The sequence below is a fragment of the Deltaproteobacteria bacterium genome (genome assembly GCA_022340465.1).
Lineage (GTDB): Bacteria > Desulfobacterota > Desulfobacteria > Desulfobacterales > B30-G6 > JAJDNW01.
On sequence record JAJDNW010000056.1, the window covers coordinates 37,256 to 61,361 of the forward strand.

The window sequence follows — 24,106 nt, forward strand, 5'->3', positions numbered from 1 at the left end:
TCAGGCTATTGAGTTCAAAGGGGGATGACGGCGTCATTCGGAAACCACGGGAGCTATAGCACATAATCTATAAACGAAACAAGGGTTTTGCCGTAGGTCCGCTGATCTACCAACTCAAAATGGTCAGTCTTCAGCGGCAGGGATTCTTCGGAAGCGTGCTCCACGACGATGCGCGCTTCGGGAGCGGCGGCCCCGCTTGCGTGCAGATTCCTCAGGCCGGGCTCGATCAGCCCCCTGTTGTAGGGCGGATCCATGAAAACGAGATCGAACCCGGCACGCACCACCTTCAGACAGTTCAGGCTTCTTTCGATGTCCCACCTGATTATGCGCGTCGCTTCAGGCATGCGGCACGCTTCTATGTTTTTCTTCAGCAGGTTGAGCGAACGTTCCTGGTTGTCGATGAAAACAGCTGCCCGGGCACCCCGGCTGAGGGCTTCGAGCCCTAAAGCGCCGGAGCCTGCAAAAAGGTCCAGCACCATGGCGTCATGCACCCGGCTGGAAAGAATGTTGAAGATGGATTCGCGCATCCGGTCGGTGGTGGGCCGGATCTGTTTTCCTGCGAAGGTGTGGAGCTTTCTGCCCCGGCATTTTCCACTGATGATCCGCAATCTGAGAAAAGCACCTATTCAGCCATTAGGCCAAACTGTTTGATTTTTTTTTGCAGGAAGTTGCGCTGGACGCCGATGGCTTTGGCAGTTTGGGTAACACTGCCGTCGTTTTCCATCAGTTTCCTCCCAAAGTACGCTTTTTCAAACGATCTTTTCGCCTGTTTGAAGGATTTTGCCTGCAAAAAGGCTATGTCCGCATCCGTGGTGTCGTCGGAGGTGGCCGGATTGTAGGGGGCGGGGATGTCGGCGGCGCGAATGGTTTCGCCTTTTACCATGATGGTCAAGCGTTCCGTGAGATTCTTCAGCTCGCGCACGTTTCCCGGCCAGTGATAGTTGCCCAGGATGGCAAGCGCATCCTCCTCCATCGTTTTGCTCGAGCCCAGGCCTTTGCGCGTGTTTTCATCCAGAAAGGTTTCCACCAGCAAAGGGATGTCCTGGCTGCGTTCTCTCAGGGAGGGAACCCTGACAGGGACCACATTGATCCGGTAGTAGAGATCCTCGCGGAACGTTCCCGCCTGGATCTCCTTTTCGAGATCCTTGTTGGAGGCTGCAATTACCCTGGCGTTTACCTTGAGGGTCCTGCTGCCCCCCACCCTCTGAAACTGCTGTTCCTGGAGCGTCCGCAGTATTTTTGCCTGGGTGCCCAGACTCATGTCGCCGATTTCATCCAGAAAGATGGTGCCCTTGCTGGCCAGTTCGAACTTGCCTATTTTTTTGGTCATCGCGCCGGCGAAGGATCCTTTTTCGTGTCCGAACAACTCGCTTTCAATGAGCTCTTCCGGAATAGCCGCACAATTGACGTCGACGAGGGGATACTCGCTTCTCGTACTCAGCTGATGAATGGTCCGGGCGACCAGTTCTTTGCCGGTTCCATTTTCCCCTACGATGAGAACCGAGGAATCCGTGGGAGCCACAGAATCGATCTGGTTCCTCAATTCGGCCAGCAGGGGACTGCTGCCGGTAATGGAATGCTTTTCAAGCATTTTCTTGCGCAGGTAGCGGTTTTCTTCTTCGAGCCGCCGAAAATTCAAGGCATTGTTGATGGAAAGGATGACCTTGTCGATGGAAAGGGGCTTCTGGATCATATCGAAGGCGCCCAGCTTGGTGGCTTTGACGGCCGTTTCCACCGATCCGTGCCCGGTGATGATGATGACCTGGATATACGGGTTGGATTTTTTTATTTCCTTGAGGGTTTCGATACCGTCGAGGCCGGGCATCCAGATGTCCAGCAGCACCAGGTCCGGGAAATCCTTGTCCAATACCTTCAGGGCTTCATACCCGTTGGCGGCGGTCAGTATCTCAAATCCTTCGTCCGATAAAAGCCCGCCTAAAGAGTTGCGGATCGAGGGCTCGTCGTCGACGATCAATATGGATGGGAACATAGCTTGCCCCCATTGCCAGTGTTAACGGTTCGTTTCATCGTTTCTCCTCGAGTGACGTAAAAAGGGATTTTCGAAGCTGCCGTTTCATACGGGCAGTTCGATGCTGAAGATGGCACCGTGAGGATCGTTGTCCCTGACACGGATCACGCCGTTATGATCGTTTACAATGGTGCTGACGATGGTCAAGCCCAGCCCCATACCGGTTTTTTTTGTGGAAAAATTGGGTTCGAACAGCCGCGACTTGTCCTCGTCGGAAATACCCTGGCCGTTGTCGGCAACCTCGACCCTGACCTTGTTGGCGTCCTTGTCGTGTATCAGGGTGATGGCGATATCACCCGCCTCTTTGAGTGCCGATATGGCATTGTCCACTAAATTGATCATGGCCTGCTTGAGTTGCTGCCGGTCGAGATTCAGTGTGGGCACCTCGGACGGGGCCTGAATGCTGAAGCGGATATTCTGGTGCCCTTCCCTGTAAAGCGCTACGGTTTCTTCGATGATCGGAAGAATGTCGCAGGGTTTGGGGTCCGCCGTGGGGAAGCGGGCAAAGGATGAGAACTCGTTGACCAGGTTTTGAATCAGGTCTACATGATCGATGATGGTCTGGGTGCATTCATCGAAGATCGGTTCGTTGAGATCCTTTGAATACTTGCGCTTCAATCGCTGGGCGGACAGCGTAATGGGCGTCAGGGGATTTTTTACCTCGTGAGCTATCCTGCGGGCAACCTCACGCCAGGCCGCCATGCGCTGCGCTTTTTCCAGCTCGGTGAGATCATCGAAAACCATAACGATACCCATGTGCTCCCCGGCATCGCCTTTCAACGCGTTGAGGTTGACCAGAAAACTGCGCGGGCGGCCTTTGATGATCAGCTTCAGCGGCAGTTCAACGGCATTTTCTTCGGCATTCATCAATCGCTCCATCACGTCACGGGCCATATTCAAATGCTGTCCCCACAGGAGGCTGCGATAGCTTTCCTTGAGTACATCCTCGGATTTAAGGGACAGCATCTTCTCTGCAGACGTGTTGATGGTCGTGATGTAACCGCGGGCGTCGAGGGTGATGACACCGGTGGAGACATTCTTCAACACGATCTCCATGTACTGCCGCCGGGCTTCAATCTCGATGTTGCGCTCTCGCAGCATGCGGGCGGACAGTTCGAGCTGCTCCCGGCTGCCGCGCAGATCTTTGGTCATCTTGTTGAATGAATTTACAAGGCTGCCTATCTCGTCATCGGCAACGGCTCCGATGGAAAAACTCAGGTCTCCTTCCGCTACTTTTTTAGTGCCTTCGGCCAGGGCCATGATGGGAATGGTAATCGATTTGGCCAGATAGAAACCGAACCACACGGCGCAAAAAACAACCAGCAGGCCTACAATGGAAAGGGTTATGTAATAGGTAATTTTTATCGGCCTTTTCAGAAGTTTAATCTGCTGATATTCTTCAAAGCCCCTGGATATGGACGACATTTTTTCGGAGAGATCGGGCGGAATGATCACGTTCAAGACGACGAAAGCGTTGGCTTCCGTGTGCTTGACACCAAAGGGGACGGTTGCGATGGTGCGGATGAGCTGACCGTGGTCCGTCATTTCGGTGATCGTGCGAACATTGTTGGCGTCCATCTCCTTCTGTAAATCATTGGCGGAAACCACGCTGAACGGCTTGTTTTCCAGTTTCGGAAGGAGGGCATAGGTCAAGCGTTTGGAATTGGCCCCGTAAACCTCCACCCCGTCGATGTTGAAAGCATTCTGCACCACCTGGACATAATGGGAAAGCGCCTTGTGTTTGGCCGGTTCATACAGTTTCTTGGTTTTGATCTGATAGGCTACGCGGTCCAGAAAGAACCGATTGCTGTCCTCGGTGATGGTGTAGATTTTGCGCCCCACGCTCAGGGAATTTTCGAGGGCCTGTTCCACGGGAACGTTAAACCAGAATTCAATGCTGGTGGTGATGAAGTTGATGGAAAAGAAAAAGAGAACGATTGCCGGTATCAGGGTCAGCGCGATAAAGGCGATGACGAGTTTGGTGCGCAGCCTTGCACCCATCACCTTGCGTTTGCGGTCGTAGAGCAGTTTGACCAGATTCCTGAGAACGAGAAAAATCAGCAACAGCAACAGGAGCATGTTGATGTTGATCAGAATGAACATCAGGATGGTGTTGGAGATGGGAAAGTCGGCCCCGAAGTGAATGATCCTGTTTTCCGCGAACGTCAGGATAGCGACGATCGTAACAATGGCCAGGATGATGACCACCTCCCGCTTGCGCCGCTTGCGGTCCGCGATGGATAGGGACGATAGGTTTTTTATAGTTTTTTTATCCATGCCGTCCGGTTTTTTCAGATCAGTAAATGAAGTCGATGGTGTACCAATCGGTTTCAAAATCCCACATGGAAACGAAGAAGAGGACGTAATGCAGGTATAGGGGTAGCGTGACCTTGCTCAACTGCGCCTTGGTTCTTATCTGATACCGGTCGCCCTTGTTCAGCCGATTCAAGGGAACCACCTTGAGGCTGTCGATCTCTGTCATCATTTTTTCGGCTTCTTCGATCGATTTTACGATGATCGGTTTTCCGTCTTCCCAGGAACGTTGAATAACGAATTCATTCTTCAGGTTGTCGTATTTGACGGTGTTGGTTATTTTCAACTCCGCAAGTTTCTTGTCAAACCACAGGGAGCGCGTACGGTACAGATTGACATAAAAGGAAAAAGTGGTCGGGACGCCACTCAAAATAGCTGTTTGCATGTCTTCGGTAAAGGCTCCTTCAACGGTCAGGTAGATCAGCAGATCGTCACGGGTGTTGGTGACGATGATATTCTTAAGCCGGGCATCCAGGGCATGCGCCTGATCGGCAAACAGGAGCAGGAGGCACATGGATATGGCAATGGCCGTTCTTTTAAAGACAGGGGTCATGTGGAAAAAATAAAGGATAATCGGTTAAATGGCAAGCAATTTCAGCTGTGAAGGGCGTCGGGGAGCCGTTGCGGGGGTACCGGCCTAGTCGGCCAGCGTACAGGTTTCCCAGGATTCCTTCTCCACGAAAAATTTTTTAAGAAAAGCGTGGTTAAAGGCATGCCCCGATTTTTCAACAACCACGTGGCCGATGATGGGCATGCCGATCAGGGAAAAGTCTCCGATGCAATCCAGTATTTTGTGCCGCACGAATTCATCGGGGAACCGCAGCCCTTCGGGATTCATGACATGGTCTTCGGCGATGACGACGACGTTGTCGAGGGAGCTTCCCCTGCCCAGGCCGTACCGCTTGAGCAGTTCGTATTCATTGAGGAAGCCAAAGGTTCGAGCCCGACTGATTTCTTCGACAAAAGAGGTTTCGTGGACGGTCACGGAACAGGATTGTCTGTTGATCAAGGGGTGGTCGAATTCAATGGTGCCGGTCACCCGGTAACAATCAGACGGATAAATGCCCACGAACTTGCCGTCCTCCTTTATTTCGATGGGTTCCTGGACTTTGAAATAGCAGCGGGGCATAGCCTGGGTCTCGATGCCGGCAGTCTGTATAAGATCGGCAAAGGGGCCGGCGCTGCCATCCATGATCGGCATTTCGTAGGCATCGATCTCCACCAGCGCGTTGTCCACGCTCATGCCTGAAAAGGCGGCCATAAGGTGCTCTACGGTGGAAACGATAAAGCCTTCGTAACCGATCACCGTGGCGAGGCTGGTATCCACCACCATGTTGAAGTGGGCGGAAATTTCCGGGCTGTCCAAAAGGTCGGTGCGCACAAACTTGATGCCGTGGTTTACCGGTGCAGGGCCTATTTTCAGGTTGACGGTCTTTCCGGAGTGCACCCCGACACCCGTACAGGATACCTTTTTCGCCAGGGTTCTTTGATGTGTATGCATATGGTTTGTCACGGCTTATACTGGCTGCTGGAGATGACTTCTATATATTCCACAACTACGAAAACATGCAACCCAAAAAGCGAAAGCGACCGGTTTGAGGTATGTCCGCCTAATATCCAACCGTCTCCCCAATCAGTTTGACATGGATGCGTTTGTCAATCATGTGGCCCTCGATGATGCTCCACATGTTACAGATGCGCGTACGGGTCTTGCAGTCGCTGCACAGCCCGGTTGCAACACAGGGGTTATCGAGGCCATAACGGATATTGTTGATGGGGGATGCATAGTGCTTGACTCTGGCCATGGCCGATTCCAGATCGGGCGCGACCTTGTTCATTCCCACCATCAGAATGACCTTTTTAGGCCCGAAACACATGGCCGCCACGCGGTTGCCCATGCCGTCTAAGTTCACCAGTTTCCCGTCCAGGGTGATCGCGTTGGTGCTGGCGATCATGAAATCGGCGGACATCCCCTGGCGGCGGCGTTCCAAGCCTTCCTCGGGTTGTATGCCCGGTTCATAAGGGTCGATGAGCGTTACCTCCGGAATTTCGGCAACGGATTCCCAGAGTCCTGCATAGGTTGTGGTCATGCTTCCACATCGATACACCGACGAACCCGGTGCGATCATGGCGGTGACTTCGTCTTTGGCCAGAGAGGCCGTTGCCGCATAGCTTCCTTCCATACGCCGCTTTTCAAGGTGCTTTATCAGTTTTTCAGCGACCTTTTCATTCCAGGCAATCTGATGTTCATCCATGGGGTTTTCCTTTCCAAAGGTTACCGTGACCGGTTGATGATAAAAGCCAGGTTGAGCGTTTTAAATCAGGTGAAAACAGAGCGGCTCGCGACAGCGGGCACATTGCCTTCACCCCGCTGCGAGAGCGGTCACTATACCATGACCGTGTCCGGGAGTCCAGCAGCGAGGACGCGCGAAATCGAAACAAATCGGCGTCGACTGCCCAAGGTCGCGGATTCAGGTAAAAGAGTGCTTGACCCGACCACCGGGAAGGGTGATATCTTCTACGTTGAGTTTAGGTATCTGTATGGAGGGCGAAATAAGCTCATTTCGCATGAGATTGAAGTCTCGGCCGCTAGCCGCGGGGGAGATCCACCGAAGGAGAAACGACAGTGACGATCATATTAAAACCCATTGGAACGGCGCACACGGATGCGGCCGACATTCCCCGACACTGGACCGTGTCGGATGTCGAGGGCACGCTGAATATCGATTCTGAATATACCGAAGCACTTGCGGACATCACCGTTGGCCAGCGGATCGTTGTGTTGTTCCATTTTCACAAGAGCGCCCCTTTTTCACCGGATCTGTTGAAGCAGACCCCGCCGCATCGGGATAAAGCCATGGGGGTGTTCAGCATCTGTTCCCCCAGGCGGCCGAACCCCATAGGGCTGTCGGTTCTGGAGGTGCTTGCGAAAAAAGACAACGTGCTGCATGTACGCTGCATGGACATGTTGGACGGCACACCGATTCTGGACATCAAACCCTTTGTCGACAACAGGAAGACGCTCCCGAGCCGTGAAGATATCTCCCAGACGCAATAACCTAAGCTGATTCTTAAAGAATTTTTTCAAGGGCTTCTCTGGAATGTTCGAGCGTTTTTTTCGCAGTTGCGCCAAAAATCAGGATGGGTATCTTTCCAGTTTTCACCATAGCGTTTATCGCGGGTTCTCAGCCGCTTGTCAAATTAGGCCACGTTGAGCGTTTCAAAAATTCAAAAATGGCTTCAGGGCCATTGGTTCTCTTCCGGAGTCCCGCCGGCCCCCGGTGAACGGCCCGGCTATTGCAGCCAGGCCATAACATCCTTTTTTTTAGGAACCTTGCCCGACGATTTCACTTCGCCGTTCACGACCACCGCGGGGGTTCCGAAAACGCCGTAACCGGCAATTTTCATCATATCGGTCACCTTTTCGATATCGGCGTCAACCCCGGATTCGGCGACGGCCTCCTTGACGACCTTTTCTGTTTTCTGGCATTTTGCACAGCCCGGTCCCAGCACTTTGATTTCCATGATAACCTTCCTTTATTTGTTTTCTGCCGTGTTTCAGCCCGGTTGCATCCGGGCCGCTTGTTAGACAAAGTAATTGAAAATGTATCCGACGATCAGAATGCCCGTGCCGACCACGCCGATAAAGGTTGCGATCAAGCGCGGTTTGAGCACTTTTCGCAGGATGATCGCCTCGGGCAGCGACAAGGCGATGACCGACATCATGAAGGCCAGGACGGTGCCAAGCGCCGCACCTTTTTCCAGCAGCGCCTGCACGATGGGGATGATGCCGGCGGCATTGGAATACATGGGAATGCCCAGGACAACCGAAGCGGGCACCGACCACCAGGCCGATTTTCCCATAAACGACGCCAGGAAACCTTCCGGTACATACCCGTGAATGCCGGCACCCACGGCGATTCCCAATACGACGTACAACCACACCTTGCCGACGATATCGCGGACGGCATCGAAACCATAGCCAATACGCTCGCCCCAGCCTTCCGGCCCTTTCTCCACCGCGGCCTCACCGGCCTGGATCTGGTACACCCAGTCCTCGAGATGGCGCTCCATTTTAAGGCGGCCGATGACCCAGCCGGCGACAATGGCGATGGCGAGTCCGGTGCTCAAGTAGATGGCGGCGACTTTCCACCCGAAAAGCCCATACAGCAGCACCAGGGCAACCTCATTCACCATGGGGGCCGCGATGAGGAACGAAAAGGTCACCCCCAGCGGTATGCCCGTGGTAACGAAACCCAGAAACAGCGGAACGGCCGAGCAGGAGCAAAACGGCGTCACAATCCCCAGGCCGGCCGCCAGGAAATTGCCCACCGATTCACGCTTGCCGTCCAGGATGGCACGCGTTCGGGTGGGGGTAAAAAAAGAACGCACGATTCCGACGCCGAACACCACCAGGGTCAGCAACATCAGCACCTTTGGGGTGTCATACAGAAAAAAGGCGATCGCATCCCCCAAATGGCCTTGGGGCGCAAACCCGGTCCATCGGGACAGCGTCAGGGTGAGAAAGTCGGCCAGCGGTTTCAGTTGACCGTAGATCAGCCACCAGGCGGCAATCATGACCGCTACGCCGGCGACATATTTGGCGACGGGTGAACGGGTCGGTTCGCTCATCTGATCGATGGCGGCGACAGCCGCGTGGCCTGTACTGCAAGCGCAGGCCTTTTCCTGAGCGTTATGCATGTGAAAACCTCCGTATCCGGGGAAGATGGTGGCCCCCGTTTAAAAATCGATCTTTCAAACCTGCAGCGGTCTGTAGGCGCCTCGATACGGCCTATGTCGAGCGTTTCAAATTTACGTTTATCTTTTGAAGACCGCTTTATTCATAATTCGTCATACAGTGATATAATGAGGCCAAAAAAAATTAGCCGCCGCAAATGGTTTCACGGCTGATTGCGGGCAGCTGGGCAACCAGCGCCGCAACGTCGCTATCCGCTTCGAGCCAGTGTCGCAGGTTGCCGAGCATATTGGCCACATACGGATTCCTGCCCCCGTCGGCAAGGCGGTAGTTGACCCACAGCCCTTCTCGCGAATAAGTAATTAAACCGGCTTCTTCCAGAATTTTGAGATGCTTGCTGGCCGTAGACTGGGCCAACCCCATGGCTTCCTGAATCTCACACACGCACAGGACACGGCGCTGCAGCAGCTTGATCATTTTTACCCGGTTTGCATCCGACAAGGCTTTCATGACCTTTATGAAATCTTTCATGGCTCCTCCATATCGTTAATTTAGAATATAATAGGTTTTTGTGAATTGTCAACCAAAAAAGGCAAGCAGGCTTTCACAGGACGATGTAAAAAAAAGGAGAATCGGTTTGGCCGACTCTCCGTTTGATACCATGAAGGTGCCGATGGACTGACGATTGTCCCGGCGGTGATAGGCTAAAAACTGTTAATATCGTGGAAAATTAATAGGTTGGAGATATATACGATTATTGAAGGACCCTGCCTATGTATCCAATCCAACAGTGAATAGCTATTTCACTGCATCTTTCAGTGCTTTGCCGGCTGCAAATTTTGGCACTCTGCTTGCCGGAATGTGCATCGCTTCCCCTGTTTGTGGGTTTCTGCCTTGACGTGCACTTCTTTCAGCAACCTTAAAGGTGCCGAATCCAACCAATGATACGGAATCGCCATTTTTCAGTGCATTGGTAATGCTCGATAAAACACCGTCCACAGCTGCCTGGGCATCCTTTTTCGTTTCCAACACCTTTGCCAACTCGTTGACCAAGTCTCCCTTGTTCATAATTTTCTCCCTTTTTTGTTGTAAGATGGTAAGCTGAATATATCATTGGATGATTTTATTCAATAAAAATTATCACAATTTCTTCATCCCTTTTTGGGCGTAACATAGATCTGCCAGAATCGATTCTCATGCGCTTCGAAGGTAACCCCCTGCCGATCCAGCATTCCTTTTAATTTTTCGGCATGTGCAGGGCGCATGACGAAAAGATGCCTGACGGTTGTATCTTTTCCCAACTCATTGGCAATGAAGTTTTCAGCGAGATCATCACTCCACGGCTTCTTGCGGTCTGATAGGCGGGTGAGGTTTCCATTCAGATAGAACTGCAACCCGTTGAGATTGTGCTCCTTGTAGCTTGCAATTTTTGCGTTCGCGCCTCCCAGGTTCATGCATGCCGCATACAATGCCTTCATGTCGTTTTTATCGCTGTAGTATACCGACGCCCCCTTCAAACCGATCAGGAAAACGGCCGAAATTCCGGCGATTATCGTAATTTTTTTCAGCCGGTACCCATCGCTCAATCCATATCCGATAATCAGGGAAACAGGTGCAACCAACGGAAGCACGTAGAGTGGAAGACGGCTTTTCGATATAAAAAAAATGAGCAGGGGGATCAGTATCCATAACAGTAAAAATGCTGCATACGTTCCCTGGAGGAGATAATTCCAAATTGTTTTTATTCTGAACAGCTTTTTGGCGATGACGACTTTCAGCAGATAAATCGACCAAACACCTGCTCCAACCGTTAAAAAAGGGAGATAGATTGCCAGGGGTTTGTACCACTCCGAGTTTCTATGAAAGGAATCTGATGCCACCCGGGCAATAACCTCTGTTCCTAAAAAATAGGTCAGAAGCTCCGGATGGCGGAAACAAACCAGAAGGTACCACCACAAAGCGACCACCAGAAACAGCAACACGCCCTGGACATTGAAAAGGCGCCATTTTTGTCTGCTCAAACGGTGCCAGATCCATATCGCCGGAAGTGGCAGCAGTGCCGGCGGACCTTTCGTTAAGAAGCCCAGGCCGAAAAATACCCACATAAGCAGGCGCCACCCGTTACGATTTTGGGCAGTGGTTACCCGCCCCGCCTTGAGATAGCAAAAAACCGCGGTGATTTCCCATAAGGTCAGCAGGGTGTCGGTACTGATGGAGTTCATGCCGAAAATGGTATTCGCAGAGGTCGCGTAAACAAGGCCCGCCATGACTCCGGCACGTTTATTCCACAGAAGGGCGCCTATGTGAAACACGATCCAGGTCGTTAAAACAAAGGCAACCGCATTGGAAAAGCGCACCCCCCATTCATTCCTGCCGAGCAGCCGCATGCCGCCCGCAATGGTCCAATAGGCGAGGGGCGGCTTTGTCCAATGGGCCCGATAGCCGATGGTCGGTTCCAGGTAATTGCCGCTGTCCAGCATCTCACGCGCAACTTCAGCATACCGACCCTCGGTGGTTTCGAACAACCCTCGTGAACCCTGGAATGCAAAAGCCACGATAAGAGACAGGCCCAGCATGATCCAAAAAAATCGATTTGTGGTGTTATTCAACTGTCTGCCTCGAAGCGGGTTGTGAAGAATCACCCCACGGATGGAACTTCCCCACCGCAAACTCAAGGGGTGTGTTCCGCCGTACGGCCGTGCTGCGCATCACCGTAAGGATCGATGCCTGTTATGATGCGTGCGCTTCAACCGTTGACGGGTTGCCGGGTTTTGGCGGCATTTTTTTCTTTATGAATAAAGTATAGATTGCGGCCGTAAACGATGATGCCGGCTGACTGGCCGACGATAAAAACAGGGTCCTTGCGATATATGGAATAGATCAAGAGCAACAGGGAGCCTGCAATGCTGAAATACCAGAACAAAACCGGCATGACACTTTTTTTGGCTTTTTCGCTTGCTATCCATTGAATGATGAAGCGAAATGAAAAAAGCAGTTGAGCGCAAAATCCCAGGGCAATCCAGAAATATTCTTTCACCTGTTGTACTCCTTTTCTTCAACCAAGACGGTCGCTTTCAGAGGCTTTTTTTTGATATGCGGTATCGGATGTATCTTTTTTTTATCCAGATAAATGCAAGCGTGTCTATAAAGGGGCCGATCAAACGGTTGCGCAGATTGTATTTGGCCGTGCCGGCATATCGCGGAAAGTGCTGTACGGGGACCTGTTTGACGCTGCCGCCCTGAAGTTGTACCAGGGCCGGGATGAAGCGGTGCATACCGATAAAAAAGGGCATACTGCGTGCGTAATCGGTTTTCATTACCTTCAGGGGGCAACACGTGTCTTCGATGCCGTCATCGATCATCACTCTGCGGGCGGTATTGGCGACCCGGGAAGATATTTTCTTAACGACGCTGTCGTTGCGTTGATGGCGGATACCGTTCACGAGGTCATATTGCGGAAAAAATTCGAAAAATTTCAAAAAATCAACCGGCGATGTCTGGACATCGGCGTCGATATAGCCGACAAGCGCACTTTCAGTGCTGTCAATGCCCGCTTTGAGCGCGGTGCTCAAGCCCGTGTTCTTGTCCAGGGCGATAAATTTGTAGCAATCATCCGCAGCACATATGGTCTGGATCATCGCCTGGCTGTCATCTGTCGAGCCGTCATTGACGAACATAACCGTCGTTGGAACAGGCGCTTGCGTTAAGAATCGATCCATTTCATTTTTGAAATGATCCAGGCAGGGTTCCTCGTTAAATATGGGTACGACAATTGTTAAACTGTCGATTTGTTGTGTTGCAGGCATCTTTTGTCCTCAACGGTGTGTCGGGCAGCCCAAGGGAATCCCATTCCCGGGCTCGCATGGATCCATTTGCGAATGTGTCGATTCAGACGGCCACGGCTACCTATACGACATAAACCGAATGGTTTCAAGCTGACAGGGCAAGAAATCCGGGCCCTCCGGGTTCACCGCACCTTCGGTGTCAAGAGTCATCACGCATGGAACACGATTCGGTCTTCGCTCTTCAAGCGCCAGCGCTTCCTGGATCATCGCCATGCGGACACCCGGTGCCGATCTGCCGATATGGGGGGCGGTTTCGATTGTTTCATAGGATTATTGGATCTGTTTGTGACATCAGAAAACGGATTTTTGAGGCCATGTTGTGAAAAAACCGACACCGGAACGGTTTTCGGCTTTATAAAGTCATTGTGGCCGCATGAACTAGCCAATAATTAAAGGCGCTCAGCTTAGGAAGGAAATATATTTCTGTTAATCATGCAGCCAGTTGTTGCTCCCTATTGGGAAAATGGTAAATGTATACGGGATTATAAACCGTATTGATGCCCTAATCATCCAGTATTGTGTGCCTGCCCCATTCCTGCCATCATTTTCCGACGACGACTATTAATTCCAAGCAGCAGGAGACAGTGTGCTTGCCAAGGTGCTGAGCAGTGCCGTTATCGGCATCGATGCCTACCTGGTGGAGGTGGAGGTGGACATCATCCAGGGGTTGCCTTCCTTTACCACGGTGGGCCTGCCGGAAACCGCCGTCAAGGAGAGCAAGGAAAGGGTCAAGTCCGCCATTCACAATTCCGGGTACACCTTTCCCGACGACCGCATCACCGTCAACCTGGCACCGGCCAACATCAAGAAGGACGGCACCGGTTTCGACCTGCCCATCGCCCTGGGGATTCTCACCGCCACGGGCATCGTTCCCAAGCGGGCGGTGGAGCGGTTTCTGGCCATGGGCGAGCTTTCCCTGGACGGGCGCGTCAAACCGGTGAACGGGTCGCTGCCCATGGCCCTGGCGGCGAAGGAGGCGGGCTATGCCGGTATCATGGTTCCCTTCGACAATCGCCTGGAAGCTTCGGTCGTCGAGGGCATCCCGGTCTATCCGGTCAAAACCCTGGGGCATGTGGTGGCGTTCCTGGGCGGGTTTACGGAAATAGCCCCTTTGGAGACGGACGTCGCCACCTATTTCAAAGCGGGGGAACGCTTCGAAGCCGACTTTTCCGAAGTGATGGGCCAGGAGCATGTCAAACGGGCCATGGAGGTGGCGGCCGCCGGCGGCCACAACATCCTCATGATCGGACCGCCGGGATCCGGCAAGACCATGGTGGCCAAACGCCTGGCAACCATCCTGCCGTCCCTCACATTCGACGAAGCCATCGAAACCACCAAGGTCTACAGCGTGGTGGGGCTGCTGGAAAAGGACCAGGCCCTGGTCACCTGGCGGCCCTTCAGGGCGCCCCACCACACCATATCCGATGCCGGCCTGATCGGCGGCGGGCACGTTCCCCGCCCCGGCGAGGTCAGCCTGGCGCACAACGGCGTTTTGTTTCTGGATGAACTCGCCGAATACAAGAAGCACGTCCTGGAGGTTTTGCGCCAGCCCCTGGAAGACCTAAGGGTCACCATCTCCCGGGCGCGCTCCACCATCACCTACCCTGCGAGTTTCATGCTGGTGGCGGCCATGAATCCCTGCCCCTGCGGCTACCTCTCAGACCCCAAGCACGAGTGCCGCTGTTCCGTTCACCAGATCCAGCGCTACCGGGCCAAGATCAGCGGCCCCCTGATGGACCGCATCGACATCCACGTCGAGGTGCCGGCCGTGCCCTACAAGCATCTGGGATCCAAACGGACTTCGGAATTGTCCGTCGACATAAGAAAGCGCGTTACCGCGGCGCGCAATATTCAATCCCTGCGGTTTCGCAACACCGGCATTTTCTGCAATGCCCAGATGAGCAACCGACACCTCAAAGTGCACTGCAGCATCGATGAATCTTCTCACCGGTTGCTGGAAACGGCCATCGACACCCTGGGCCTGTCCGCCCGCGCCTTTTCCCGCATCCTCAAGATCGCCCGCACCATTGCCGACCTGGAAGCATCTGAAAAAATGTCATCCGCCCACGTTGCCGAGGCGATTCAGTACCGCAGCCTGGACCGGGGCCGTAAAAATGGGGTTTGAATGATGATATAAAAATTGCGTTCGTAATTGACTTGAGATATGAATCGCGTGGATACCGATGTTTTGCTAAGACTGGAATCGGCTGCGGGCTGCGGCCATTAATCTGAAATGAAAACCCGGCGAGGGTTTTGGGTGCATCCGAAGGATTTTCCGCGAACGGCGAGCGGCTTCGCGGAAAATTCTGACGTTGCTTCAATGTTTGGGAATACATCATGACGACGCTTGAATCGATAAAAGAACTGCAGGCACGGATGGAACAATCCATCATCGGTCAGAAACAGGTTGTCAACCGGTTGATTATCGGTCTGCTGGCCGACGGCAACCTGCTGCTCGAAGGGTTGCCCGGACTGGCCAAGACCAGGGCGGTCAAGAGCATGGCCGCAAATCTATCCGCAGGGCTCTCCCGCATCCAGTTCACTCCGGATCTGCTGCCGTCGGACATTACCGGCACGGAGGTATATCACGCCTCTGGTGGAAAGGATCTGTTTGAATTTCAGCCCGGCCCCATTTTTTCCAACCTGATTCTGGCCGACGAAATCAATCGGTCCCCGGCCAAGGTGCAGGCCGCACTGTTGGAGGCCATGGAAGAAAGACAGGTGACGGTGGCCGGAAAAACGCATAAAATGGAGCGGCTTTTCATGGTCCTGGCCACCCAGAACCCCATCGAGCAGGAGGGAACCTACCCCCTGCCCGAGGCCCAGATGGACCGCTTTCTCATGCATGTCAGGATCGACTATCCCGGCGATGCGGACGAACTGGAGATCATCCGTCTGGTGCGCGGTGAGCAGGGGGCGGGCCCGGATCGAAAGCCGGAAGCCATTGCCCAGGAGGCCGTGTTCTCCGCCCGGGATGAGATCAACGGGATCTATTCTTCGGAAACGATTGAACGCTATATTGTTGATTTGATCAGCGCCACCCGCTACCCCGGCAAATACGGCCAAGAACTTGCCGGCTGGCTGGAAGTCGGCGCCAGCCCCCGGGGCAGTCTCGCCATCGATAAATGTTCCCGGGTGCATGCCTGGCTGGAGGGCCGGGACCACGTCGTTCCGGATGACGTGCGGGCGGTGGTCCATGACTGCCTGCGCCACCGGTTGATATTGAGCTACGAAGCCAATGCCGCAGGCATGCATGCCGATCAGGTAATCGATGCTGTGGTCAAACAGGTAGCGGTAGCGTGAACCCCACAGTTGCAACACTGGGCCGAACCTAATTTGGAACGCTCGGCTTAGGTTGAAGTAAGGTGTAACGGTCATTATGCAGTCCCCGCAAAACGAGAACAAGCCTGGCGTCTATGCCACCCTGGAGGAATTGATCCGCCTTCAGCACAAAACGGCGGGGTTCAGCTTTCTCCCCAGGCAGCCGGTTCACAGCCTGCTGGCCGGCAGGCATGCATCGCGGCTTCGCGGCAGGGGGCTCGATTTCGAGGAACTCAGACAGTACCGGCCGGGGGACGATATCCGCACGATGGACTGGAAGGCGACCCGGCGAACCGGGCAGCCCTATGTACGGGTTTACACAGAGGACAGGGAACGGCCGGTTCTGCTGGTGGTGGATCAGCGCCTGTCCATGTTTTTCGGCTCGCAGGTCAACATGAAATCGGTCACGGCCGCCCACACGGCCGCCCTTGCGGCCTGGCGGGTGGTGACTGTCGGTGACCGAGTGGGCGCGGTCGTCTTCAACGACGATGACATACAGGTGATCCGGCACCGGCCTTCGAAAAAAACGGTAATGCAAATTCTCCGCATCATCGTGGAGCAGAACCATAAGCTGGGCATCGACCGGGGGATCTTTCCCGTTTCCGGCATGCTCAACCAGGCCCTTCGCAAGACCGTTTCCCTAACGGGTCATGACTATCTTGTCTGCGTGATCAGTGATTTTTTTGGAATGAACGATGAAACCCTGCAGCATGCAAAACAGCTCTGCCGGCACAACGACCTTATATTGGTGCCGGTGTACGACCCCCTGGCGAAAAAATTGCCGGAAAACGGTTCGCTGATCATCAGCGACGGCGGAAGCCAGATCAGGCTGGACTTTCACGACCGGCAATTGAAAGAACGTTTCCCGGAATTTCTCCAGGGCCGCCTGAAACCCCTGTCCGATTCCCTGAGCCGAATGGGTGCTCCGGTGCTTCCCGTCAACACGGCGGAAGACGTGGCCCAACAGGTTCGAAAAGCTCTTGGATTCGTTCCCGGCAAACAGGCGCGGGCAGGGAAGGTGGCCGTAAGGGGAGCCCGCTGATTTGTGCAAGCAGCCCATGAATGGTTGAATCACACATGCCCGCTTCGACCAGTTTAGAAAACCTGCACGACATCGTCGTTCCGGGGCCTGTCTCCTGGCTGCCCCCGGCACCGGGCTGGTACGCGCTGGGGGTGACCCTGCTGCTTTTACTTATCTGGGGAGCGGTTGCCTGGTATCGGCGTCGGCAGCGCAACGCATACCGGCGCCAGGCGCTGGCCGAGCTGGCGCGCATCGAAAAGGCCCTTGCCGAAGGCGGGGCCGCCGTCCATCGCCTGCTGCCCCGCCTGCCGGCGCTCCTCAAACGCACGGCCCTTGCCGCCTATGGCCGCGGGGAGGTCGCATCACTTTGCGGAAAACCATGGCTCGATTTTCTCGATCGCAGCATCGGCAAATCGCTTTTTTCCGGCGAGAACGGGCGACTGTTGCTGGCCTGTTCGTACGCTTCCGCAACCCTTCTCGATGGGATCAGCCGGAAACAGGTCCGCAGTCTTAGCCGGGCCGTGCGCGCCTGGCTGGCCGGTCACCGCGTGATCGCCGCGAACAGAGCCTATGCAACAAATGGCTTAAAAGCGAAGGGTTCCACCTGATTTATGTTTATTTTTGCCGATATATGGCTGTTTTGTCTTCTGCCCCTGCCGTTGCTCTTTCGGTGGTTTGCCCGGCCCTTTCGCGAAGAGCGGCCGGCGGTGCGGGTTCCCTTTTTTGACGACCTGGTAGCCCTTTCCGGCCAGGATCCGGGCAGCGGTAGCATCGTTCGCAGGCAACCGCTGTTGCGGCAGGTCGCGGTGAGCCTCGGATGGATACTGCTGGTTGCCGCCCTGGCCAGGCCCCAGTGGGTCGCACCGCCGATCAACAAGCAGATTCCTTCCCGGGACCTTCTCCTGGGTGTGGACCTTTCAGCTTCCATGAAAACGGAAGATTTTACGACCGCCGACGGCAGAAAAGGCACCCGGCTGGCGGCGGTCAAAGGCGTGCTCGACGAATTCCTCGAACGGCGCAAGGGGGACCGGGTCGGTCTCATCTTTTTTGGCACGGCGCCCTTTATCCAGGCGCCGTTTACCGAAGATCTCGACACCTGCCGAGAATTGATGCGCGAGGCCCAGGTGGGCATGGCCGGACCCAGGACGGCCCTGGGCGATACCATCGGCCTGGCCATCAACATGTTCAAGAAGAGCAAGGTCAAAGACAAGCTCCTGATCCTGCTCACCGACGGCAACGACACCAGTTCCGGGTTGGAGCCGAAAAAGGCCGCCGGAATCGCCAAAGAAGAGGGCATTGTCATCTACACCGTGGCAGTGGGCGATCCCAGAGCTGCGGGCGAGCAAAAGCTCGATGAAAAAGACCTGAAGGCCGTGGCCGAGATGACCGGCGGCTATTACTTCTGGGCCGGCGACCGCACGAGGCTCGAGGAGATCTACAACCGAATCGATCGCCTGAGCACCCACAAAATCGACAGTATCAGTTATCGGCCTAAAATAGATCTCTATTACTGGCCTCTGTCAATGGTGATCGTACTGAGCATGCTGCCGCTCACGGGACGGATCGTTCGAATGCGGAGGCCGGCTTGATGCACTTCTTCCACGACCTCCACTTCCTGCGTCCCTGGCTGTTCGTTTTACTGGTTCCGGCTGCCGGGCTGATCGGGTACGCATTGCGAAACCGGGAAAGCCGGTATGGCATGCAGACACTGATTGCCGGGCATCTGCTCGATCATTTGCTGATCGGCAGAGGACAGCAGCATCGGCGTTTTCCGCTTTATCTGCTGGCTGCATTCTGGGCAATCGGAATCGTGGCTGTTTCCGGCCCGACATGGAAAAAGGAACCGTCGCCGTTTGCACAGGATACCGCCGGACTGGTCATTGTCCTCAAGGTCACCCCCTCCATGATGGCCCGGGACATCCAGCCATCCCGCCTCACCCGGGCCACCCAGAAAATTCATGACCTGCTCAAACGGCGCCCCGGTGCGAAGACCGCACTCATCGCCTACAGCGCTTCGAGCCATCTGGTCATGCCCTTTACCGTTGACCCCGGTATCATCGACATGTTCAGCCAGGCCCTGAGTCCCGATGTCATGCCTGACAGCGGGGATAAACCGGTAGCGGGGCTCGAGCAGGCAGCCGCGCTCTTGGAACGGGCAGAGATGGCCGGATCTATTCTGCTCATTGCCGATTCGCTGCCCGGGTCGCAAACCGCGGTGTTGGAGCGATTTCGCCGGGAGAAAGAGATTCCGGTGCATCTTTACGCCATGGCTGCGCCCAAGGGCGTGCGCGTTCCACTGGACAGCCCGCCGGCGCCGGCCTTGAATCCCGGCGCATTGAAAAAAGCGGCCTCGGTCGTCGGCGCCGATTTGACGGTGGTGACCGCCGATGACGGGGACATCCGGAAACTGGCGGAACGGATCAAATCCAGCATGTCCACCGCCCGGGAGAATCAGGGGCAGCGCTGGCAGGATATGGGCTACTGGGCGTTGCCGGTGTTGTTGGCGATCGCGCTCTTTTTCTTCCGCCGGGGATGGATGGTGGCCTATGAATGACGTCGGGAAATACATGCCGCTGGCAGTAACGCTGATCGGCACCTGTTCTTTTCTCATCGCCCTCTCCCTTGTCAATTGGTCATCGGGGGATCTTTTTCTCACCCCGGACCAGCAGGGGAGAATCTACATGTCCCGCAAGGCGTACCGGAACGCCGCCCGGGTTTTCCAGGATCCCCTGCAGCGTGGCACCGCCTTGTACCGTGCCGGCGATTTCAAGGGTGCGGCCGCCTCGTTCGGCCAGGACGATTCCGTCGAGGCTTTGTACAACCGGGCCAATGCCCTGCTCATGCTGGGTGAATACGACCAGGCCGTTGTCGGTTACCGCAGAGCCCTGGCCGGAAAGCCCGGCTGGAAAGAGGCCGCCGACAATCTCGAACTCGCACTGCAGCGAAAAAATAGACTGCACCTCCCCAACGAAGGGGATGAGGGCACCGGCGGTATGCTGGCACCGGACAAGATCGTCTTTGACGAGCAGGCGGCCAATGCGACGGAGGATCAGAAAGAGACGGTCTCGGGGGGGAAACAGCGGCTCTCGGATGCAGAATTGAGCGCCATGTGGCTGCGCCGGGTGCAGACACGGCCGGCGGATTTTTTGCGCGCCAAATTCTCATACCAGGCTGCACGGCAAACGACAGGCGATCCGGAACAGGGGGGGGCAGAGTGAGCCGGCGCATCCTACACTACGTACTCCTGACGGCCGTCATGCTGGCAATGAGCAACCTCTGTTTTGCGGCCGGTGGTCCAGTGTTCCTGAAAAGCGAGCTTACGAAGCCGGATAAAATCTGGGTGGGGCAGCGACTGGACCTCAACGTCACCCTCTTTACGACCAGCGCCTTTGCCGGTGTTGTTCGCTTTGACCTGCCCAATGATTCGGGGATGGTGATTGTTGCGGACGACACCCACCCCCTCCTGGGGTCGGAGACGATCGAGGGGAGCTCCTATCTGTTTAAACAGTACACCATTTCCCTTTTTCCCCTGAGCGTCGGACCACAAACCATACCCTCCTTTCGGGTGGAATTCGGTTATCGGGGTGATGAGGGCCGGAAAGTGGAGATCTCCCTTCCCACAAACGCACACCCCTTCACGGTCCTGGACGTACCCGGCTACGATCCGGAACTTCCGCTGATCACCGCCGGGGACCTGAAGGTCGACGATCGCTGGGAGCCGAAACCGGGCAAGGCAACCGTCGGTGACGCGTTCCTCCGAACCGTGACCATGACCGCAACCGGCCTCCCCGGCATGGCCTTTCCTCCCCTGGCGATGAAGAGGATCGACGGGGTGGCCATCTATTCCAGACAACCGGCGGTCAGTACCGACACCCAACGAGGCGCCTTTACCGGTAAAAGGGTGGAGACCTATTCCTATGTCTGCCAGCGGGCCGGCGCGTACACCCTGCCGGAGATAGAGATACAGTGGTGGAACCCCGAGGGCGAGGTGCTGCAGCGGGTAACACTGCGTTCGGCCACGTTCCAGGTGGCCCCCAATCCGGCGCTGGAATCCGGCACGCCGCCGGCTGCAGCCGAAGCTTCCGGAGTCCCTTTCCCCTGGCGATGGGCGGTTGCAGCCGCGTTGATTGTGGTTATAATTGTGTTGTTGATGCTGCTTCGGAAAAAAAACAGTCGATCCACACCGCGCGACGAAAACAAAGAGAAAGCGCTATTCAGACAATTCAGGCGGGCCGCCGAATCCAGTGATGCGCCTGAAACCATGCAGACCTTGATGAAGTGGCTCGATGCATCGGGCCATGCAGGCGGCGTGTCCGAATTTGTTCGGATGGTGGGTGAACCAGAACTCGAACACCAACTTGATGCATTGGAAACAAGCTTGTACGGTAAACAGGAAAAGCGTTGGTCGGGTAAAATACTCTACACCACGGTTGCCGACGCACGGCCAAAATTTCTACGACAACGGCATGTCCATCCGGACCGCCGGTACGCGCTCGGACCGCTGAACCCCTGACAGGTCGAAACACAAAAAGGAGATGATGATGATGTCAAAACGCATGCTGACTACGGTATTCGCGGCCCTGATTACTGCGGCCTTCCTCCATTTACCGCTGGCCGATGCGGGCGAGGCACTGCCTTCCTGGCGGGAAGGGAAAGCCAAGCAGTCGATTATCGATTTCGTGAGCCAGGTGGCGCGCAAGGGCTCACCCGATTTTGTAGCGCCGGAAGAGAGAGTTGCGGTGTTCGACAACGACGGCACGCTGTGGTCGGAGCGACCCATCTATTTCCAGTTGTTATTCGCCCTGGACCGGGTTAAGGCACTCGCCCCCAAGCACCCGGAATGGAAAGGCAAGGAGCCCTTTGCGTCGCTGCTCAAGGGCGACGTGGCGGCGGCGCTGGCCGGTGGTGAAAAGGCGATTCTCGAAATCGTCATGTCCACCCACGCCGGCATGACCACGACGGCGTTCGAGAAGATCGTCAAGGATTGGATCGCCACGGCCCGGCATCCCAAGACCGGCAAACGCTATACCGAGATGGTCTTCCAACCGATGCTGGAACTGCTGGTTTTTTTAAGGGCGAATGGCTTCAAGACGTTCATCGTATCGGGCGGCGGCATCGAGTTCATGCGGCCGTGGGCTGAAGCGGTTTACGGCATTCCGCCCGAACAGGTCGTCGGCAGCAGCATCAAGACCAAATTCGAGATGCGCGCCGATGGGCCGGTGCTCGTTCGATTGCCGGAGGTAAACTTCATCGATGACAAGGAGGGCAAACCCGTCGGCATCAACGCTCACATCGGGCGCCGTCCGATTGCCGCCTTCGGCAACTCGGACGGCGACCTGCAGATGCTTCAGTGGACCACCGCAGGAAAAGCGCCGCGATTCGGGCTTTTGGTCCACCACACCGATGCCGAGCGAGAATGGGCCTATGACCGCAAGTCACACGTCGGCAAGCTGGACAAGGCTCTTGACGAAGCCGCGGTCAAAGGCTGGACCGTTGTCGATATGAAGCAGGACTGGAAAGTCATCTATCCTCCGGTAAACTAGCCGTGTTTGAGTTTGCCTTATTGAGCATTTGTCATTTAATTATAAAATTATAAAAGACAGGTACTTAATGTTTTTTGAATAATCTCCGCCCTAAAATAAGTTTTTCAGTCTTCATGCTCTTCCAACCCGGCAAGACTATTGCTGGTGGCACAGTGAGTTGCGCATGTTTGAAGACGGGATTTTACCGTGCGGGCGCATTCCAGCCTCTCAATCAACTGAAAAGCGCTGTATTGGAAGAAGTTGCCTGCTCAGATTAATTCCGAAAGCCGTTTCAGGTAGTAGATCCCCGAAAGGCCCTGGATCGGTTTGGGGACTTTCTCGTTTTTCGACTGAAAATGATGCTTGAACTGCTGGTAGTGTCTGGTATGGAACCCGCACGGTACATGTACCTGCGGTAGCGCCCACACGCTCCTTTTCACTCTTAACATTGAATTCCTGAAGACCGAAATAACATAAAGTACCTGTCCCTAATATCTAATATTATTCAGTCCATTAAGGCTTGATGTAATGGCCGGCCTCTGTTACCTAAAGTAAACACGCGACTCAGGTGTTGGTCAGGGCCATTGGTATACAATTTATCGACAAAGGCGGCGATTTTATTTCAATGCAAGCAAAAGCGACCCTTTTCATCCAGTGCATCGTCGACGGCCTCTACCCTCAGGTGGGCCAGGCCATGGTACGGGTTCTGGAAAGGCTGGGGGTTTCCCTGGACTATCCCAAGGACCAGACCTGCTGCGGTCAGCCGGCTTTCAACTCGGGATACCGGCAGGAGGCGCGCAAGGCGGCCGAACGGTTTATCCGCATCTTCGAATCGGCGGAATGCATCGTCTGTCCGTCGGGTTCGTGCGTGAGCATGGTGCGCAACCACTACGGCGATCTTTTTAAAAATGACCGCCGCTGGGTGGTGCGTGCCCGGCGCGTGGCGGAAAGGACCTTCGAGTTTTCCGAATACCTGGTGGATGTGCTGGGTTTCACGGATGTGGGGGCGGCCTTCGCCGGACGCGTCACCTACCATGAGTCCTGTCACCTCATGCGCGGCATCGGCGTCAGCCGTCAGCCGAGAACCCTGATTGCCCATGTGAAGGGGATCGATTTCGTGGAGATGCACGACGCCGACTTCTGCTGCGGTTTCGGGGGCGCCTTTTCCGTCAAATACCCGGACATCTCCACGGCCATGCTGAGCGAAAAGGTCCGCAATATCGAGCACTCTGGCGCCGAGGTCGTGGTTGGGTGCGACATGGGTTGCCTGATGAACATCCAGGGCATGTTGAACCGGAAGAAGGCCGCCGTCAAAACCATGCACATTGCAGAATTGCTGGATCGGTCCCACTAGGTTTC

At 55.0% G+C, this 24,106-nt stretch carries 25 protein-coding genes; 11 read left to right on the forward strand and 14 right to left on the reverse strand.

From position 1 onward, the window contains the following. Positions 1–53: 53 nt before the first annotated feature. The 6 genes from rsmD to LJE94_08725 all read right to left on the reverse strand — a co-directional run bounded on the left by rsmD (position 54) and on the right by LJE94_08725 (position 6,597). Positions 54–608 (reverse strand): 16S rRNA (guanine(966)-N(2))-methyltransferase RsmD, encoded by a 555-nt coding sequence (rsmD, locus tag LJE94_08700; GenBank protein ID MCG6910186.1) that lies wholly within the window; start codon positions 606–608, stop codon positions 54–56. A gap of 14 nt (positions 609–622) precedes the next feature. After that, positions 623–1,990: a sigma-54 dependent transcriptional regulator gene (locus LJE94_08705; protein MCG6910187.1), complete on the reverse strand. Its 1,368-nt coding sequence runs from the start codon at positions 1,988–1,990 to the stop codon at positions 623–625. Between the two features lie 84 nt (positions 1,991–2,074). Then, entirely contained in the window at positions 2,075–4,306 is a 2,232-nt protein-coding gene (locus LJE94_08710) for a PAS domain-containing protein (GenBank protein ID MCG6910188.1), read from the reverse strand. 19 nt (positions 4,307–4,325) lie between these two features. Then, entirely contained in the window at positions 4,326–4,895 is a 570-nt protein-coding gene (locus LJE94_08715; protein ID MCG6910189.1) for a DUF4390 domain-containing protein, read from the reverse strand. Between the two features lie 84 nt (positions 4,896–4,979). Next, positions 4,980–5,843 carry a UDP-3-O-acyl-N-acetylglucosamine deacetylase gene (gene lpxC / locus LJE94_08720; protein MCG6910190.1) on the reverse strand — a complete coding sequence of 288 codons (864 nt, stop codon included), beginning with the start codon at positions 5,841–5,843 and terminating at the stop codon, positions 4,980–4,982. Between the two features lie 109 nt (positions 5,844–5,952). Then, the gene (locus tag LJE94_08725; protein MCG6910191.1) at positions 5,953–6,597 is read right to left on the reverse strand and encodes a lactate utilization protein; all 645 of its coding nucleotides are present in this window, start codon (positions 6,595–6,597) and stop codon (positions 5,953–5,955) included. Between the two features lie 371 nt (positions 6,598–6,968). Between LJE94_08725 and tsaA the strand changes: the two genes are divergently transcribed. Beyond that, a complete protein-coding gene (tsaA, locus tag LJE94_08730) occupies positions 6,969–7,400 on the forward strand; it encodes a tRNA (N6-threonylcarbamoyladenosine(37)-N6)-methyltransferase TrmO (GenBank protein MCG6910192.1) in 432 nt (143 codons plus the stop codon). A gap of 236 nt (positions 7,401–7,636) precedes the next feature. Here the strand turns inward: tsaA and LJE94_08735 are convergent, their stop codons facing one another. From LJE94_08735 to LJE94_08765, 7 genes are all read right to left on the reverse strand, one after another. Next, positions 7,637–7,867 carry a thioredoxin family protein gene (locus LJE94_08735; protein ID MCG6910193.1) on the reverse strand — a complete coding sequence of 77 codons (231 nt, stop codon included), beginning with the start codon at positions 7,865–7,867 and terminating at the stop codon, positions 7,637–7,639. Positions 7,868–7,927: 60 nt separating this feature from the next. Continuing rightward, on the reverse strand, positions 7,928–9,043 hold the full coding sequence (locus LJE94_08740; protein MCG6910194.1) for a permease: 1,116 nt from the start codon (positions 9,041–9,043) through the stop codon (positions 7,928–7,930). 181 nt (positions 9,044–9,224) lie between these two features. Further along, entirely contained in the window at positions 9,225–9,569 is a 345-nt protein-coding gene (locus LJE94_08745) for a metalloregulator ArsR/SmtB family transcription factor (GenBank protein ID MCG6910195.1), read from the reverse strand. A 267-nt stretch (positions 9,570–9,836) separates the two neighbouring features. After that, on the reverse strand, positions 9,837–10,106 hold the full coding sequence (locus LJE94_08750) for an HU family DNA-binding protein (protein MCG6910196.1): 270 nt from the start codon (positions 10,104–10,106) through the stop codon (positions 9,837–9,839). Between the two features lie 83 nt (positions 10,107–10,189). Further along, positions 10,190–11,647 (reverse strand): glycosyltransferase family 39 protein, encoded by a 1,458-nt coding sequence (locus tag LJE94_08755; protein MCG6910197.1) that lies wholly within the window; start codon positions 11,645–11,647, stop codon positions 10,190–10,192. Positions 11,648–11,784: 137 nt separating this feature from the next. Continuing rightward, complete coding sequence (locus tag LJE94_08760; protein MCG6910198.1) at positions 11,785–12,075, reverse strand: lipid-A-disaccharide synthase N-terminal domain-containing protein; 291 nt, start codon at positions 12,073–12,075, stop codon at positions 11,785–11,787. Between the two features lie 37 nt (positions 12,076–12,112). After that, positions 12,113–12,844, reverse strand: a complete 732-nt coding sequence (locus LJE94_08765; protein MCG6910199.1) for a glycosyltransferase — start codon at positions 12,842–12,844, stop codon at positions 12,113–12,115. 625 nt (positions 12,845–13,469) lie between these two features. Here LJE94_08765 and LJE94_08770 point away from each other — a divergent pair. The 9 genes from LJE94_08770 (at position 13,470) to LJE94_08810 (ending at position 22,768) form a co-directional block, all read left to right on the forward strand. Further along, positions 13,470–15,008: a YifB family Mg chelatase-like AAA ATPase gene (locus LJE94_08770; protein ID MCG6910200.1), complete on the forward strand. Its 1,539-nt coding sequence runs from the start codon at positions 13,470–13,472 to the stop codon at positions 15,006–15,008. Positions 15,009–15,220: 212 nt separating this feature from the next. Continuing rightward, positions 15,221–16,186, forward strand: a complete 966-nt coding sequence (locus tag LJE94_08775) for a MoxR family ATPase (GenBank protein ID MCG6910201.1) — start codon at positions 15,221–15,223, stop codon at positions 16,184–16,186. Positions 16,187–16,262: 76 nt separating this feature from the next. Continuing rightward, positions 16,263–17,246, forward strand: coding sequence for a DUF58 domain-containing protein (locus LJE94_08780; protein MCG6910202.1), 984 nt, complete (start codon positions 16,263–16,265; stop codon positions 17,244–17,246). A gap of 20 nt (positions 17,247–17,266) precedes the next feature. Beyond that, the gene (locus LJE94_08785; GenBank protein MCG6910203.1) at positions 17,267–17,833 is read left to right on the forward strand and encodes a DUF4381 domain-containing protein; all 567 of its coding nucleotides are present in this window, start codon (positions 17,267–17,269) and stop codon (positions 17,831–17,833) included. 3 nt (positions 17,834–17,836) lie between these two features. Further along, the gene (locus tag LJE94_08790; protein ID MCG6910204.1) at positions 17,837–18,814 is read left to right on the forward strand and encodes a VWA domain-containing protein; all 978 of its coding nucleotides are present in this window, start codon (positions 17,837–17,839) and stop codon (positions 18,812–18,814) included. Beyond that, entirely contained in the window at positions 18,814–19,779 is a 966-nt protein-coding gene (locus LJE94_08795) for a VWA domain-containing protein (protein MCG6910205.1), read from the forward strand. Before LJE94_08790 ends, LJE94_08795 begins: the two co-directional genes overlap by 1 nt. After that, positions 19,772–20,443: a hypothetical protein gene (locus LJE94_08800; protein ID MCG6910206.1), complete on the forward strand. Its 672-nt coding sequence runs from the start codon at positions 19,772–19,774 to the stop codon at positions 20,441–20,443. The genes LJE94_08795 and LJE94_08800 overlap by 8 nt, the downstream gene beginning before the upstream one ends. Continuing rightward, positions 20,440–21,738: a BatD family protein gene (locus tag LJE94_08805; GenBank protein MCG6910207.1), complete on the forward strand. Its 1,299-nt coding sequence runs from the start codon at positions 20,440–20,442 to the stop codon at positions 21,736–21,738. Before LJE94_08800 ends, LJE94_08805 begins: the two co-directional genes overlap by 4 nt. A 28-nt stretch (positions 21,739–21,766) precedes the next feature. Beyond that, positions 21,767–22,768, forward strand: coding sequence for a haloacid dehalogenase-like hydrolase (locus LJE94_08810; protein ID MCG6910208.1), 1,002 nt, complete (start codon positions 21,767–21,769; stop codon positions 22,766–22,768). Between the two features lie 248 nt (positions 22,769–23,016). Here the strand turns inward: LJE94_08810 and LJE94_08815 are convergent, their stop codons facing one another. Next, entirely contained in the window at positions 23,017–23,196 is a 180-nt protein-coding gene (locus LJE94_08815; protein MCG6910209.1) for a hypothetical protein, read from the reverse strand. A 176-nt stretch (positions 23,197–23,372) separates the two neighbouring features. Here LJE94_08815 and LJE94_08820 point away from each other — a divergent pair, with 176 nt between their 5' ends. After that, positions 23,373–24,101, forward strand: a complete 729-nt coding sequence (locus tag LJE94_08820) for a (Fe-S)-binding protein (protein ID MCG6910210.1) — start codon at positions 23,373–23,375, stop codon at positions 24,099–24,101. The last annotated feature ends 5 nt before the right edge of the window (positions 24,102–24,106 follow it).

Bases quoted from the DNA above. Each gene is read 5' to 3' on its own strand.
- LJE94_08820 (MCG6910210.1), top strand. From the start codon at position 23,373: ATGCAAGCAAAAGCGACCCTTTTCATCCAGTGCATCGTCGACGGCCTC.
- LJE94_08710 (MCG6910188.1), bottom strand. From the start codon at position 4,306: ATGGATAAAAAAACTATAAAAAACCTATCGTCCCTATCCATCGCGGAC.
- LJE94_08735 (MCG6910193.1), bottom strand. From the start codon at position 7,867: ATGGAAATCAAAGTGCTGGGACCGGGCTGTGCAAAATGCCAGAAAACA.
- LJE94_08810 (MCG6910208.1), top strand. From the start codon at position 21,767: ATGATGTCAAAACGCATGCTGACTACGGTATTCGCGGCCCTGATTACT.
- LJE94_08800 (MCG6910206.1), top strand. From the start codon at position 19,772: ATGAATGACGTCGGGAAATACATGCCGCTGGCAGTAACGCTGATCGGC.
- LJE94_08765 (MCG6910199.1), bottom strand. From the start codon at position 12,844: ATGCCTGCAACACAACAAATCGACAGTTTAACAATTGTCGTACCCATA.
- LJE94_08725 (MCG6910191.1), bottom strand. From the start codon at position 6,597: ATGGATGAACATCAGATTGCCTGGAATGAAAAGGTCGCTGAAAAACTG.
- LJE94_08750 (MCG6910196.1), bottom strand. From the start codon at position 10,106: ATGAACAAGGGAGACTTGGTCAACGAGTTGGCAAAGGTGTTGGAAACG.
- LJE94_08780 (MCG6910202.1), top strand. From the start codon at position 16,263: ATGCAGTCCCCGCAAAACGAGAACAAGCCTGGCGTCTATGCCACCCTG.
- LJE94_08745 (MCG6910195.1), bottom strand. From the start codon at position 9,569: ATGAAAGATTTCATAAAGGTCATGAAAGCCTTGTCGGATGCAAACCGG.
- LJE94_08815 (MCG6910209.1), bottom strand. From the start codon at position 23,196: ATGTTAAGAGTGAAAAGGAGCGTGTGGGCGCTACCGCAGGTACATGTA.
- LJE94_08705 (MCG6910187.1), bottom strand. From the start codon at position 1,990: ATGTTCCCATCCATATTGATCGTCGACGACGAGCCCTCGATCCGCAAC.
- LJE94_08790 (MCG6910204.1), top strand. From the start codon at position 17,837: ATGTTTATTTTTGCCGATATATGGCTGTTTTGTCTTCTGCCCCTGCCG.
- LJE94_08775 (MCG6910201.1), top strand. From the start codon at position 15,221: ATGACGACGCTTGAATCGATAAAAGAACTGCAGGCACGGATGGAACAA.
- lpxC (MCG6910190.1), bottom strand. From the start codon at position 5,843: ATGCATACACATCAAAGAACCCTGGCGAAAAAGGTATCCTGTACGGGT.
- LJE94_08795 (MCG6910205.1), top strand. From the start codon at position 18,814: ATGCACTTCTTCCACGACCTCCACTTCCTGCGTCCCTGGCTGTTCGTT.
- LJE94_08740 (MCG6910194.1), bottom strand. From the start codon at position 9,043: ATGCATAACGCTCAGGAAAAGGCCTGCGCTTGCAGTACAGGCCACGCG.
- LJE94_08785 (MCG6910203.1), top strand. From the start codon at position 17,267: ATGGTTGAATCACACATGCCCGCTTCGACCAGTTTAGAAAACCTGCAC.
- LJE94_08715 (MCG6910189.1), bottom strand. From the start codon at position 4,895: ATGACCCCTGTCTTTAAAAGAACGGCCATTGCCATATCCATGTGCCTC.